The organism is Lonsdalea iberica (assembly GCF_002111585.1).
GTDB lineage: Bacteria > Pseudomonadota > Gammaproteobacteria > Enterobacterales > Enterobacteriaceae > Lonsdalea > Lonsdalea iberica.
Window position 1 is genome coordinate 1 of the sequence record NZ_LUTP01000040.1, and the last position, 14,373, is coordinate 14,373.

11 protein-coding genes and 4 tRNA genes are annotated in these 14,373 nt (G+C 53.1%); 5 read left to right on the top strand and 10 right to left on the bottom strand.

Translation table 11 applies throughout. From position 1 onward, the window contains the following. Positions 1-798: 798 nt before the first annotated feature. Together AU511_RS13400 and AU511_RS13405 are read right to left on the bottom strand one after the other, a co-directional pair. Positions 799-1,959, bottom strand: a complete 1,161-nt coding sequence (locus AU511_RS13400) for an amidohydrolase (RefSeq protein ID WP_094109990.1) — start codon at positions 1,957-1,959, stop codon at positions 799-801. Positions 1,960-2,057: 98 nt separating this feature from the next. Next, positions 2,058-2,663 (bottom strand): ATP-binding cassette domain-containing protein, encoded by a 606-nt coding sequence (locus AU511_RS13405; RefSeq protein WP_240503838.1) that lies wholly within the window; start codon positions 2,661-2,663, stop codon positions 2,058-2,060. 689 nt (positions 2,664-3,352) lie between these two features. Here AU511_RS13405 and otsB point away from each other — a divergent pair. The 3 genes from otsB (at position 3,353) to AU511_RS13420 (ending at position 6,313) form a co-directional block, all read left to right on the top strand. Then, positions 3,353-4,123, top strand: coding sequence for a trehalose-phosphatase (gene otsB / locus AU511_RS13410; RefSeq protein WP_094109991.1), 771 nt, complete (start codon positions 3,353-3,355; stop codon positions 4,121-4,123). A gap of 4 nt (positions 4,124-4,127) precedes the next feature. Next, on the top strand, positions 4,128-5,552 hold the full coding sequence (otsA, locus tag AU511_RS13415; protein ID WP_094101259.1) for an alpha,alpha-trehalose-phosphate synthase: 1,425 nt from the start codon (positions 4,128-4,130) through the stop codon (positions 5,550-5,552). A 341-nt stretch (positions 5,553-5,893) separates the two neighbouring features. Then, a complete protein-coding gene (locus tag AU511_RS13420) occupies positions 5,894-6,313 on the top strand; it encodes an SGNH/GDSL hydrolase family protein (RefSeq protein WP_094109992.1) in 420 nt (139 codons plus the stop codon). 24 nt (positions 6,314-6,337) lie between these two features. On the opposite strand, the gene AU511_RS13425 is transcribed toward AU511_RS13420, so the two are convergent. Then, complete coding sequence (locus tag AU511_RS13425; protein WP_094109993.1) at positions 6,338-7,066, bottom strand: response regulator transcription factor; 729 nt, start codon at positions 7,064-7,066, stop codon at positions 6,338-6,340. A 526-nt stretch (positions 7,067-7,592) separates the two neighbouring features. On the opposite strand from AU511_RS13425, the gene hutW reads away from it, so the two are divergent. Together hutW and AU511_RS13435 are read left to right on the top strand one after the other, a co-directional pair. Next, the gene (gene hutW, locus AU511_RS13430) at positions 7,593-8,906 is read left to right on the top strand and encodes a heme anaerobic degradation radical SAM methyltransferase ChuW/HutW (RefSeq protein WP_094109994.1); all 1,314 of its coding nucleotides are present in this window, start codon (positions 7,593-7,595) and stop codon (positions 8,904-8,906) included. Positions 8,907-8,966: 60 nt separating this feature from the next. Further along, positions 8,967-9,602 (top strand): NAD(P)H-binding protein, encoded by a 636-nt coding sequence (locus AU511_RS13435; RefSeq protein ID WP_094109995.1) that lies wholly within the window; start codon positions 8,967-8,969, stop codon positions 9,600-9,602. Between the two features lie 385 nt (positions 9,603-9,987). On the opposite strand, the gene AU511_RS13440 is transcribed toward AU511_RS13435, so the two are convergent. From AU511_RS13440 to wecG, 7 genes are all read right to left on the bottom strand, one after another. Further along, the gene (locus AU511_RS13440; RefSeq protein ID WP_094109996.1) at positions 9,988-10,800 is read right to left on the bottom strand and encodes a hypothetical protein; all 813 of its coding nucleotides are present in this window, start codon (positions 10,798-10,800) and stop codon (positions 9,988-9,990) included. A 560-nt stretch (positions 10,801-11,360) separates the two neighbouring features. Further along, positions 11,361-11,437: transfer RNA gene (locus AU511_RS13445), tRNA-Pro, on the bottom strand. A 52-nt stretch (positions 11,438-11,489) separates the two neighbouring features. Continuing rightward, a tRNA-Leu gene (locus tag AU511_RS13450) sits at positions 11,490-11,576 on the bottom strand. A gap of 19 nt (positions 11,577-11,595) precedes the next feature. Next, positions 11,596-11,671, bottom strand: a tRNA-His gene (locus AU511_RS13455). Positions 11,672-11,775: 104 nt separating this feature from the next. Then, a tRNA-Arg gene (locus AU511_RS13460) sits at positions 11,776-11,852 on the bottom strand. A 146-nt stretch (positions 11,853-11,998) separates the two neighbouring features. Next, positions 11,999-13,381 carry a bifunctional threonine/serine APC transporter ThrP gene (gene thrP, locus AU511_RS13465; RefSeq protein ID WP_094101266.1) on the bottom strand — a complete coding sequence of 461 codons (1,383 nt, stop codon included), beginning with the start codon at positions 13,379-13,381 and terminating at the stop codon, positions 11,999-12,001. Positions 13,382-13,627: 246 nt separating this feature from the next. Beyond that, positions 13,628-14,368 (bottom strand): lipopolysaccharide N-acetylmannosaminouronosyltransferase, encoded by a 741-nt coding sequence (gene wecG, locus AU511_RS13470; RefSeq protein ID WP_094109997.1) that lies wholly within the window; start codon positions 14,366-14,368, stop codon positions 13,628-13,630. Between the last annotated feature and the right edge of the window lie 5 nt (positions 14,369-14,373).

The following is a 14,373-nucleotide window of genomic DNA, read 5'->3' on the forward strand; positions in this document are numbered from 1 at the left end:
GATGGTCATTTTGAAAGGTAAAGGCTATTAATTAACCAAATTGATGAGAATAAAGTTAAGTTGAAGACAAAGAAATAATTTACCCATTAACTTTTGGCCCTGTCGGGCAGGATTTCATCAGTCACAACAAGCTTGTCAAGGCTTGCCTCGCCCCGATCCTGAACACCCTGCTTCTCGCGCAACGTTCCGTATTACCCAAAAAAAAACGCCTGCCGAACCTCGGCAAGCGTCAATAAACATCAGGTCTTAAAGACTAGGGGTGGTGCCTCACTCAACGTAATGTCCGAAACGTTTCATGAATTAGTGTTCATGTCATAGTGGACGATAGGCACCGATAAAGGCTCTGCGTCATTCCCAGGGTTATGAAGCCGAAGCAAACATAGAAAATGGAATGAGCATCTACGGTGAGCATTGTGCATCAACCGTGCCACTCTTGCCATAGTGATTAATCTTAAAGGCCAAGACATGAATAACTATATGAAAAATAATAATATTTAATACTGCTTTTGTCATGCCGTCGCCGCTAATTTTACTTAGATCGTCAAAGCAAAAACGCCAGCCTGTCACCTGTAAGAGACAGTCTGGCGTCAATTATGAATAACCTAAGCTAATCAATACATTATCCGTCTTCTTTTGGCGACAACCTGCGACCGGAACTGTCGCTTGATGAAGACAGCGCCGAGGTCGCCGCTCATGGCCCAACATGAGGCTTTACGGTACGGAAACCGCCGTAATTTGCGGCGGTGAATACCTAAAAGTTCACAGGGCATTCCCTATATCGACTCGTCGCCACCGCCATCACGTTTCCTGCGACAGTTGTTCCAGGCTTTTGCGCGCCACGCTGTAAAGATAGTGCGCCGCCGGGAACAGCGCCCGATCGTCTACCCGAAATTTGGGATGATGCAGCGCGTACGGTCCGCCGGAACCGACCATCATGAACGTGCCCGGCAGCTTCTGCTGATAAAAGGAGAAGTCTTCGCCAATAGGACTGGCTTCCACGCGGCGCGCCTCGAACCCCTCGTCGCTGGCGACCTGCAGGGAAAACGCCACCCAGCGAGGCGTATTGACGACTGACGGCGGCCCGGCGTGCCACAACAGCTCAATCTCCGCGCCGTATGTGCTGGCGATACCCGCAACAACGTGCCGAAAACGCTGTTCAATCAAATCGCGCGCTGCCGAACTAAAGGTCCGCACCGTGCCTTCCAGATAGGCCGTATCGGGGATAACGTTCCAGGTACTGCCGCTATGCACCTGCGTAATCGACACCACCGCGTTGTTGTCCGAGGGTACGTTACGGCTGATGATCGTCTGTACCGCGCCGATCAGCTGCCCCACAATGACGATCGGATCGTTACCTTCGTGCGGTTTGGCCGCGTGACACCCTTTGGCGGCGATCTTGATTTCAAAACGATCGACGCCCGCAGTCAGCGCGCCATCCTTACCCCCGATCACGCCGACCGGCAGCGTTGGATCATTGTGGATCCCAAAAATCGCCGCCGCTCCGTCCAGCGCGCCGGTGGCGATGACGTCAGGCGCCCCTAATCCGGTCTCTTCCGCCGCCTGAAACAGAATGCGCACCCGGCCTTTAAGCTCGGACTCCGCCCGTTTCAGCAATATCGCCGCGCCCAGCGCCGCCGACGTGTGAAAATCGTGCCCGCAGGCGTGCATCACGCCCTGGTGGTGAGAGCTGAACGCGACGCCGGACTCTTCTTCAATCGGCAAGGCATCAATGTCTGCGCGCAAAACGACCATCGGCTCCGCCTCGGGGCGGCCGATCTCGGCCACCAAGCCGGTTTTCAACGGCAGGTCGAGGAGGCGAATGCCCTCTTTTTCCAGCTCAGCGCGGATTTTCCGGGTCGTTTCGAACTCCTGATGAGACAGTTCGGGATACTGATGCATATTATGGCGGAACGCCTGAACGTACTGCGCCAAAGATTCATGCTGAGGGTGCACTTTCATAATGGGAAACTCCTAACGGTAACGCCATCGGACAACACCGGGCGTAACAAAAGTGAGAATCGGTCAGATCACATACTCTGTCGGTTCCTGAATCGTCGTTAACTGCCGCAGGAAGCACTGCGTCTGCGAATTGTCGGAAAAACAGCTGACCGCCGGATAGCCTCACCACATACTGCCTGGCCTGCGGTTCCAGACTGATCTGCACCCGCAAGCCTTGCCCTTCTCCCAGACTGCGCTCCGGGCATTTTTTCACTACGACAAGCGCTAAGCGACATTCTCCAGCGCGGTTTTATTCTTGAACAGGTTGTCGTTCTGGAAGGCCATCGCCGCTGCTGACGCAGCGCATGGGCCTCCTTGCGCGTATATCGTCGGCACTCCAGCGTGCGTTCGCCGATGACGATCGTGCCTGCTTCCGGCGACTCCAGCAAGTTCATGCCGCGCAGCGGCGTCGACTTCCCCAAGCCTGACGGCCCGATAATTGCCACCGCTTCCCTTTTCGCGACCTCAAGGGGGTTCGGCCCCGACGGATAGCGAACGGTAAAAGAGGAAGCCAGACGACCATATCTCTCCATGACGTAAACACCGTGGTTTTGAATAGACCGATACACCATGACGAGATCTGCGTGCGCACCGTCGAAATGGATGCCCCAAGCCCGTAGCGGCGCATAGGCGGCGACCGCTAACGTCAAAAATTGTGTCGTCACCGGCTAACGCCGCCAAGCGCAATCGTAGATTCATGGCGTCTCTCGGTTCAGGCGGAGAGAAGGCCGACCTGTTCCGCATGGCGAACACATCGGCGACGTTGAGCAGGCCGGCATCTGAACGTTCAGCGTTTTCTGCCGCCGCCTGTGGCGAATGCATATCCAGCTCGCCTTCGACACGCGCCTATGGCGACGTCCACCTCAATTTGTTTCACCGGACATTTGCCTTCAGACCCCGACTCATGCGTTTCGGTGGTACCAAAATTGTTTCCAATCAGAAGAACATCCATCGGGTGAGAAGCCGCGGGTGACTCTTCGCGTAGGATTCGATCAGGGTTTGGTCAGGCCAGAAAAAGGAGGAAAGGCCGCTGAAAACAGAGCGTTGGTATAAAAATATAGCACGCTGAATTAGCCGGACATATACCGTATGAGACTAAGATAGAACGGCAAGTAAAAAGCCTTAAAAGGGTTAATAATCAATAGAAAAACAAAAGACCATACAAAATTAATGGTTGAAAAACCATCACGAATAATGGATAAAAAACCATCATTTAGCTAGCGAATTATTCATTGATACCTATAATTAATGGCACTGCCTTAATTTCACGGATCAACAAAAGGAGCTATCGGGCGCAGTACTGACTCAACGCCAAACAGATTCCAAATCATTTCTTAAAAGGAGGAGCGGTACGATGACAGACAAGGCACCAGAACCCCCTTTACGCTTAAATGCTTATGCTTTTTTCTTCGATCTCGACGGTACGCTGGCCGAGATTCAGCCCACCCCCGAACAGGTGGTGGTCCCACCCGAGGTTTGCAATACGCTGCATACCCTGTTTACCGGCAATGATGGCGCGCTAGCGTTGATCTCTGGACGTCCGATCGCAGAGTTGGACGCGCTGGTCGCCCCGCTCATCTTGCCCGCAGCAGGGATTCACGGCGCGGAACGACGCGAAATCAGCGGGCAACGTCATGAAACACGCCTCCCCGCCGCTATCGTCGGCCCCTTGCAGGAAGCGTTGACCGCCGCGCTGGCCGCGCTTCCCGGCTGTCGACTGGAAAACAAAGGCGCGTCCTTCGCGTTGCACTACCGTCAGGCCCCAAATTATAAGCCGGAGGTCACCGCGCTGGCCAAGTCGCTATGTGAGCGTTATCCGCAGCTGACCGTACAAACCGGCAAATGCGTGGTGGAACTGAAACCGCGTGGAGCAAACAAGGGCGCCGCCATCAACACCTTCATGGAATCTTCACCTTTCGCCGGACGCACTCCGCTTTTTATCGGCGACGATACTACCGACGAAGCAGGCTTCCGTCAGGTGAACGCCCTCGGCGGCATTTCCGTCAAAGTCGGCCCAGGGCCCAGCGAAGCACGCTACCGACTTGCCAACGTGGCAGCGGTACATCTTTGGCTCACACAGCAGCAGGCCATGTATGAAAACAACATTTCATTGGTAAGGAGCTAAAGCGATGAGTCGATTAGTCGTCATATCAAACAGAATTGCCGCCCCCGATAGCAAGAGACAGAGCGCCGGCGGTCTTGCTGTCGGCATATTGGATGCGCTCAAAAGCAGCGGCGGGCTTTGGTACGGCTGGAACGGAGACATCAGCGACGATCCGTTGCCTCTGCGGATCCAGAAAAACGACGGCATCACCTACGCCTCATTTAACCTGAGCCATACAGATTACGAAGAGTATTACTGTCAATTCTCCAATACCGTTCTCTGGCCCGCCTTCCACTATCGTCTCGATTTGGTGTCGTACGACCGCAGCGCGTGGGAAGGCTATTGCCGCGTCAATACGCTGCTGGCGGAGCGCCTGCAACCGCTGGTGAAAGAGGACGATATTCTGTGGGTTCACGACTACCATCTGCTGCCGTTCGGTGCCGCGTGCCGTCAATTGGGCCTGAACAATCGGATGGGCTTTTTCCTGCACATCCCTTTCCCGGCGCCGGATATCTTCAACGCGCTGCCGCCCTGCGAGGAATTGCTGGAAAAACTGTGTGAGTACGATCTGCTGGGATTCCAGACCGAGCATGACCGTCAGGCGTTTCTCGAAAGCTTGTCCCTGCTGACGTCCGTCAAAACCGTTGATCAACGGACTTACAGCGCGTTTGGCAACCTGTTCCGCACCGAGGTGTATCCTATCGGGATCGAACCGGAGAGCATCCGTAAAATGGCGGAGGGTCCGCTGCCCGCCAAGCTGGAAGAGGCCCGTCGCGGCCTGGTGAATTTGAAGAACGTCATTGCGGTAGAACGTTTGGACTACTCCAAGGGGCTGCCCGAACGCTTCCTGGCCTTCGAGTCGTTGCTGGAGCACTATCCGCAGCATCGCGGTCACGTCCGCTATACGCAGATCGCCCCGACCTCACGCGGCGACGTGCAGGCCTATCAGGACATCCGCCACCAATTGGAAACCGAGGCCGGGCGTATCAATAGCCGCTACGGCACGCTGAACTGGACGCCGCTTTACTACCTCAATCAGCACTTTGAACGTCGACTGCTGATGAAGATTTTCCGCTATACCGAGGTAGGCTTGGTCACGCCGCTGCGCGATGGCATGAATCTGGTCGCCAAGGAGTACGTCGCCTCACAAGATCCGAACGATCCGGGCGTCCTCATTCTGTCTAAATTCGCCGGCGCCGCGAATGAACTGACCTCCGCGTTGATCGTCAATCCGTACGATCGCGATCAGGTTGCTAGCGCGTTGGATCAAGCGTTGACGATGCCGCTGGCGGAAAGGATTGCCCGTTACAGCGACATGATGGCGGTGATCAACCGCAACGACATCAGCCACTGGCGCCAGTCGTTCCTGTCCGATTTGAAAGCGGTCGACCTCTGCCGGCAGCAGCACAGTCTGGAAAAAAAGATAGCGACCTTTCCCCGACAGGCGTAACACGACGAGCGAAGAAAGGGAGAACCGCTCACGGGTGGTGACGACCGTTACCCGTTGATGCGGTTGACCTTCCATCCCGCAATCTCCGGGCTCTCTTAACCTGTCTTGGCGATACCGAATCAACAAGCTTCAGCAATTTATCGTCACGTAGGCCGTCACCTCGTCGGTCCACCTCCTTTCCCCCCTGACCGTCAGTCAACCGCGTCAAGCCAGCCTGATTGGAACGTGGGGACCTCTCACAATAGATGTCTGATGACGGAAAATCAGCCCTTTGCCGGATGATAACAACGGGTGCATCGGATTAGTTTTTACAGACATACTCATTCATTGAAGCACTCACGATGTCTCTTTATGTTGGTGATGGCTGGTTGTCGGCGGGTATAACTCATCAAAGAGTTCAAGAAATTCATCGACAGGACACGACCCCTGTCATGACGCTATGGGAGCAAATAAAAGCGTTTTTTTGTTCCACCCATCAGGCGGAAGCGCTCGATGACCTTTTTAAACTTTGTCACCCTCAGCCCGAGGTGACGAGAAATGAGATTGAAAATGTATTTCATCGACTCAAAGAATTGGCCGCTCCAGGGTGTAAAAGCTATTTCCATATTGAAAATGATGAGGTAAATCAAAACACGACTTACCGGATTACTGACAGCAGCGGGGCGAATCTGTTATCGGTGTTTTATGGCACAGTCACGGTCAAAGGGGCTAATGGAACCTATGACGTCACGATGTGCTTGCCGCGTACGATCACGTCCTGACGGAGGATGATCTCAGCCGCACTTTCAAACGTGATGATAGGGAGAATTCACGGAGTCATCGGAAAGAGGAAACGCTTTATCCTCCCGGCTTAAACAGTAGCCGACCGAGCGCAGAGTCTTGATAAGCGGCTGTGCAAAACCCTTGTCGATTTTGGCGCGTAGCTTGGACATATGAACGTCGATAATGTTGGTCTGCGGGTTGAAACGGTAGCCCCACACGCGCTCTAACAGCTGCGTTCGGCTGAAAACTTGACCGGGGGATTCCATCAAAATGATCAACAGTTTAATTTCCTTGTCGGTTAGCTCAATGCGTTTCCCCTCTCGCCATACAGTACGTTGCAGGCAATCGACTCTCAGATCGAAAAAAGTCAGTACGGTACTGGACTCCGTGCGTCGACGCGCACGCCCGACCATGATATCTAGCCGTAAGCGCAGTTCGTCAAAATTGACGGGTTTTGTCAGGTAGTCTTCCGCGCCCAATTCAAGCCCCGTCACGCGGTCAACATCGCGATCCAGCGCCGAAAGCAACATGATGGGAGGATGTGGCCGATCTTTAAGTTCGCGCAGCACGGTAAAGCCGTCCATCACCGGCAGCATACGGTCAAGCAGGACAACGTCGTAAATCTCTTGCTGTATTGCTATTAAAGCGCTGCCGCCGTCGTGAACGATCTGGCAAGCATGACCGTGAGCGTGTAGTTTTTCGCTCAGCCAGTGACAATGAACAGAATCGTCGTCAACTACAAGAATACGCATGCAAATCCCCTGAAACCCGAGTGCATGTGGGGTTAGCGCTTTTTTGAACACCGGGTGAGTGATTCAGCAAGCTTATTATTACCTTATAATTTTCATGTAGATAGAGGTTCGTAATTAAAATATCGCCTCGATCCCTTTGAAGATAATAACAATCATTATCATCTTTAAGCAAGAATTTTACTTAGCTTGCAATCTATTTGAAATCATAGAAAAGTGTCTGCTCGCGTCAAGCATAACGTCATTTGCCGTGGGACAGAACACGCATGTAACGGGTTCGACTATTCCGCACCATTCGGCTCATCGCTCGGCATCGGCATCGGCATCGGCAGGCACATTAACAAAATTTAATGAATTTTAGCCCTTTTCAGGGCCTTTACCGACACGATGTCGGATTTTCTTCTGATATGCGTCAACTTTTCCATCGAGCGGCTGTATTATGCTTTTCCTCCATCTCCGGAGATAAATGATTTTTATTTTCATTTACATTCAAGAGTGACCGGCAGATTTACAGAGGAACACGCCATTTATGTCTCTTGATCTTTCCCCTTTTTTCGCAGCTGAACACGGGCTTCCCTTTAGCGGTCGCTGGGCCACCATGCCTTGGCGCCAGCAAAGACCGCTTCCTCCCACGGAAATCGATACCGCCTGGCAAGGATTGCTGGGCACTACGCAGACCGGCAATAAACGCTTGCTGTATGTGCACATTCCGTTTTGCGCCACGCAGTGCAAATTTTGCGGTTTCTACCAGAACAAGCAAGATGAGCCAGCCATCGCGCATTATTGCGACATGCTGATGCGAGAACTGGACCTGGAGGCGGACAGTCCGCTGCACCAGTCTTCGCCGATCCACGCGATCTATCTGGGCGGCGGCACCCCCTCGGCGCTGACGGCCCGACAGCTGCACCAGATTATCAGCGCATTGCGGAAGAAACTGCCGCTGGCGTCGGATTGCGAAATCACCGTCGAAGGGCGCATCTTCAACTTCGACGATGAGCGGATCGACGCCTGTCTGGAAGCCGGGGCCAACCGCTTTTCCATCGGCATTCAGACTTTCGATACACGCGTGCGTCAGCGGCTGGGGCGCCGGGCCAACCGGGAAGACGCGATGACATTTATCCACAAACTGGCTGAACGCGACCGCGCGGCCATCATTTGCGATCTGATGTTTGGCCTGCCGGAGCAGACGGTAGAAAGCTGGCGGGAAGATTTGGCGATCGTACGCGATCTTCCGCTGGACGGCGTCGATCTCTACGCCCTGAACCTCCTGCCCAATACCCTGCTGGCGAAAGCCGTCGAAAACCAACGGGTAACGCTGCCCGACGTGAACCTGTGTCGCAAACTTTACCTAATCGGGGAGCAATTCCTGGCGGATGAAAACTGGCGTCAGCTCAGTAACAGTCACTGGTCTCGCCACACCCGCGAACGCAATCTGTACAATCTGCTTATCAAACAGGGCGCGGACTATCTCGCTCTCGGCAGCGGTGCGGGCGGCAGTCTACGCGGACAGGCTTACATGATGGCTCGTCATCTGGACGACTATTACCGGGCGATCGGCGAAGGCCGTAAACCCATCGCCATGATGACGTCCCACAGCGATCAGTACCGCTGGCGGTTGGATCTGCAGGGCGGCATCGATGCCGGATATGTCGATCTGGCGCGTGTGCTGGACGATCCCACGCCTTTGCTGCCGCTGTTGCAACAATGGCAACAGTGCGGTCTGTTGCGGTTAAACGGCGCGCGTTTCCATCTCACGGCGGACGGACGTTTCTGGGCAAGTAATCTGCTGCAGGCTTTGCAAACGTTAATCCCGCCGTTACTGTTACCACAGGCGGCGGCTTAACAGGCGAAACATTTGGGTGTCGCGATGGGCAAAACGTGTAGTGAAACAGGAAACGAACTGATGGAAAAACATCCATGGCTGATTTTTGGCGGCGCGAGCGGCGTCGGCCGGGCGCTGGTGGCGCTGGGGTTGCAAGAGTCACGCGCCATCACCGCGCTGGTCCGCAATGTCGAACAGGCGCAGGGGCTGCGTAACTGTGGCGTCACGGTGGTGGAAGGGGATGCGCTGGATGCGCGCAGCGTCCAGATTGCCTGCGAAACCGCGGGTCCGCAGGCGCGGATTGTTTCCACTCTGGGCAGCGCGGAGGCCGACTATGCCGGCAATCGGCTCATTATCGATAGCGCGGAGCGCTATGGTATCGGCCATATGGTGCTGGTCACGTCAATTGGCTGCGGGGAGAGCTGGCATTTGCTGTCGCCAAAAGCGCGAGAGATATTCGGCCACGCCGTTCGGGAAAAATCGTTGGCGGAATGCTGGCTGAAGACGAGCCGATTGAAGGGATGCATACTCCGACCCGGCGGTCTCAAGTCTGGGTCAGGAACCGGCCTGTCCATCCGGGTGCAAGAGGAAGCTTTCGGGTTGATCCATCGGGAAGATGTAGCTCGCCAGATCCAGCAGGTCATCGATGATAACGCCGCCTACGATAAGACTTACTTTCTTATCGACCCGACGCTGACGTCGTCGACACAGTTTTAAAACATAGGGGTATGCCCGCACGGCATCCCCCTGCCCCAATTGGCAACAGCGGACCAACCTTCACAGGCGGTATGTTTGACAACAGATTCATTCAAAATTGAAATAACAGCCCCTACTCTGTTTCTTTTTTAGGACACTACGCGCCTGGACAGGGTATTTCAGTTTTAAAAACGATCTCTCGAGGCAAAAAAATAAGCCATGAAATAACCCCCCCTTTCAGTCGGGAACGTATTAATTCCACTATGTTAATCATCACAAATAAAAACTATTTATTTAATCATATAAATGCGTCGTCGTGATCACCGCCCCGCATAAAACGAATCATCACGGATGACCGTGGAGCACCATTGCTATATAGATTGAATTAAGTCGCGATTTATTTTTGTTATTCGTAGATGAAATCCTTTTTCATGCGTACGAAGTTTTTCTGGGCGAGGCGCTTCTCATCCTCCGAAAGCGTTAAACGACCGGATATTCCATAGCCGTTGGCGATGTCTCGTTGAATCACATCTCGCCGGCTAAAAGCCGCCTCGGTGTTCAGGTAGTCATCCAACAGCCGGAAAGCGATTAAGTAAGACTCGCCCTTGACCGCCCAAATCGACGGCAGGTTCCAGAGATTGAGCAACGCCTCCTGTGCGATAAGAGACGGCGGACCGCTAACCCCATCAAGATAATGCAACGTCGCACCCGCCGCTTGTTCTAGCTTTCTGTTATCGCCCATCGTCGCAATCTGCTCGATGGTATATTGGCCTGACGCATAGGGCAGCATGGCGAAATGCGCGTTAACGACGCGGCCATCGAAAAAAGCCATCCAACGCGTATCCAATGCGAAATCCCGAAACACGATGGCGCCCTTGCGCCCATGTTGCTCGTAACGGGCTCGGACGTTTTGCAGACACGCCACATCAAAATGGCGCACGTTGATGACATTTTCCGCACTGAGTATATGGTGTGAAGGCACGCCATAACGTTCAGCTAAATAAATCTCAGAAGGACTTAACGTTCCATAGGCTTCTTCGAGCAAACAAATATCGTTATCGTTAATGAATTCTTTTTTTGATAATAATGAATGAACACCATCAAGGATTTCTTTATTGAGTTGACGCTGATTCTTTACCACCCACAATATTTTTCTATGCCGCATTCGTTCATATAAAAAGCTAAAGTGAAAGCGCGCTTCCGTCAAACATGAAACCATTCTTATTCTCCTTGATAAATGAAAAATTCCCTTTTATTGATTGATAAGCATGCTGAATAAAGAGAAAAAATAAAATGTTATCGATGGAAAAATATTACTGACTGAAGATGAGGTTGACACTAACACCTTTTTCATTCAACTGTTTTATTATCATCTAACCCCAACGACATAAAATAAGGAGATATTTCTGACATAAAGTTACTGACATAAGAAAAGGGAATATATCTACAGATAGGTGTACTGGCATTCAATATCTAAAGATGGTTTCTAAGAGAATTATTTTAGCCATACCTGAGAAGTAAGGCAGAGCGGCCAACCCCATCGATGTCGTCTTGTTCTAAAAAAATAAGGTTGATGTGTGAAGGACGTAAACTCGCCTGCCAAAACAGTCCTAGCGGCAAGGTGGAGAAGAGGAAGGAAGCCGTGGCGATTGAGTAGGACACAGGCAGATCGCGCATGTCACTCGAGACCAAATTACAGACGAAAAAAAACCGCTGGTTAAATTCACCAACGGTTTCTTTATGGCCCTGTCTGTTACACAAACAAGACACTGAGAATAGTGGTCGGCGAGAGAGGATTCGAACCTCCGACCCACTGGTCCCAAACCAGTTGCGCTACCAAGCTGCGCTACTCGCCGACGGGTAATGCTGTACTACGACTGCATGATGTCACTGACATCTGAGCTTGCGTGGTGCGAAGAGAGGGACTTGAACCCTCACGTCCGTTAAGACACTAACACCTGAAGCTAGCGCGTCTACCAATTCCGCCACCTTCGCATATCACAAACTTTAAAAATGGGGTGGCTAATGGGACTCGAACCCACGACAACTGGAATCACAATCCAGGGCTCTACCAACTGAGCTATAGCCACCATAACTACCACTTCTTTACTACGTTTCCGGTACTCACTTCTCACGGAGTCATTAAGTACCTCCGCAGCTCCCGCACTACATCGAGTCATATAAATGCTTCGAATGGTGCGCCCGACAGGATTCGAACCTGAGACCTCTGCCTCCGGAGGGCAGCGCTCTATCCAGCTGAGCTACGGGCGCGTAGCGCCGTTGCGGGTGGGGATACTACGGATTTAATAGAAGCCTGTCTAGTGCTTTTTCGTAGAAAGAGCGCGTTTGCTTACGCTTTGCTCATTTCCCTTAAAATCATCGACTCTACCGCTTTCCCACCCGCTGTTTACGGGTGATTATTTCACTTCAGCCTGCTTTTTACCCAGACCGAGAACCGCATAAATCATGCTGACGAAGGCCAGGAAGATCACTCCCACAATCAGCGACAGACGAGTATCCGCGTTAATGTACATCCCAACCAAGACGCAGAGCAGGAACGCCATCGTCAGATAGTTAACCCACGGGAAGAGAATTGACTTGAAAGGGTGACCTGCAATGGCAGCCTCGTGTTTACGACGGAAACGCAGCTGGCTGACCAGCACCACAAACCACGGCACCATACCCGGCAGAACGCTCGCGCTATACACATAGACGAAGACTTTTTCCGGATTGGGGATGATGTAGTTCAGGGCCGACCCGGCGATAAGACACAGAATAGAGACCATTACGCCCGCCGCAGGCACACCGCTGGCGGTGACTTTGCCTAAGGCCGCCGGTAACTGACGGTTTTTGGATAAGGAGAAGAGCATACGCCCACAGCTGTACATGCCGCTGTTGCAGCCGGACAACGCCGCGGTCAGCACGACGAAGTTGATGATGCCTGCCGCCGCCGTGATACCGATTTTGGCAAAGGTCAACACGAAGGGGCTGCCGGTAGTGCCGATTTCGTTCCATGGGAAGATAGTGATGATGACGAAAATCGCGCCCACGTAGAAGATTAGGATACGCCACAGGATATTGTTGATAGCGCGTTTCAGCGTCACCTGCGGGTTTTTGGCTTCGCCTGCCGTAATCCCCACCAGCTCAACGCCCTGATAAGAGGCGACAACCAGACACAACGCGAACAACAACCCTTTCCAGCCGCCAGCCAGGAAGCCGCCATGCTCAGTCAGGTTAGCAAAACCGGTGGCCTCACCGTGGTTGCCCAGTCCGAAGAAAATCACGCCAGCGCCGACGACAATCATCACAATAATAGTGGTGATTTTAATCATCGCGAACCAAAATTCGATTTCACCGTACAGACGCACCGCCGCCAGGTTGGCGCCCGCCACCAGCACGACGGCAGCTATCGCCGGTATCCACTGGGGAAGTTCCGGGAACCAGAACTGGACGTACACGCCTATCGCCGTGATTTCCGAGATACCGACTGCCATCCACATGAACCAGTAGCTCCAGGCGGTGAGATAGCCGAAAAAGGGATTGAGATAGTTGTGAGCGTATACAGCAAACGAACCGGCCACCGGTTCGAGAAACAGCATTTCGCCCATTGAGCGCATAATGAAGAACACAAAAAGGCCAGCTACGATATACGCCAGCAGGACGGAAGGACCGGCCCACTTCAGCGCGCTCGCCGCGCCCATAAACAAACCGACGCCGATGGTGCCCCCAAGCGCGATCAGTTCAATATGTCTTGCCTCCAGACCCCGGTGGAGCTGATCTTCTTTGACTTTTTTTGTCATAAATCCTCTATCATTCCATGTTGTGTTTGTTTCTGCCGAGTTAATGAATTGTTTTATTTCGCCGGCAACGATCAACGGTACCTCTCGCGCAAAAAAACGCCGCCCGAAACAGGGCGCCGGAAAAGATACAGCAATGCTGTTGGGATTAACATCTTCGGGGGAGGAGTTATAACTAAATAAGAAAGGTATGCGTTTGCTTATAACTCAATCGTTAGCGTTCAAGCAAACGCGGGGGAGGAAAGCGGACTACAGACGTCTGCTGATGTAATAAGCCAGATAGCGCAATAGCTTTATCTGCCGCGTGATCCGACTGGGTTGAGACAGCAGTCGATACAACCACTCTAACCCCAGGTTCTGCCAGCCTTTTGGCGCGCGTTTCACGTGCCCGGTAAATACGTCGTAAGTGCCGCCTACCCCCATATAGAGCGCTTCAGGATACACCCGGCGGCAGTCCTGCATAATTCGTTCCTGCTTGGGAGAGCCCATCGCTACCGTCACTAGCTGTGCGCCGCTGTCGCGCACGCGGTCGAACAAGGCCGGCTGCTGCTCCACGCTGAAATAGCCGTCCTGAGAACCTACGATATTCACCTGCCAGCGGCGGCGCAGCTCCCGTTCCGTCTGAGCCAGCACATCGGGTTTGCCGCCGATGAGAAAGACCGGCGTTCCTCGTTCGCCAGCGCGCTGCATCAACGCTTCCCAGAGGTCGGCCCCGGCGATACGCTCCACGCGGGCATCCGCATATTTCCGCCGGATAGAGTGAACAATGCTGATGCCGTCCGCATATTTGTATTCCGCCGCGTCAATCAGCGCCTTCAGCGCAGTATCCCGCTCCGTCGCCAGAACTTTTTCAGCGTTAATCGCCACCAAAGTGCCGGTTTTGACCTGTTCACCAGCCAGCAGATAATCCACGCATTGCGTCATGTTCTCGAAGCCGTACAGCGGGATCCCGCGGATCTGGTACTGTGGGATCGCGTCATTGTGTTCCATTGTTT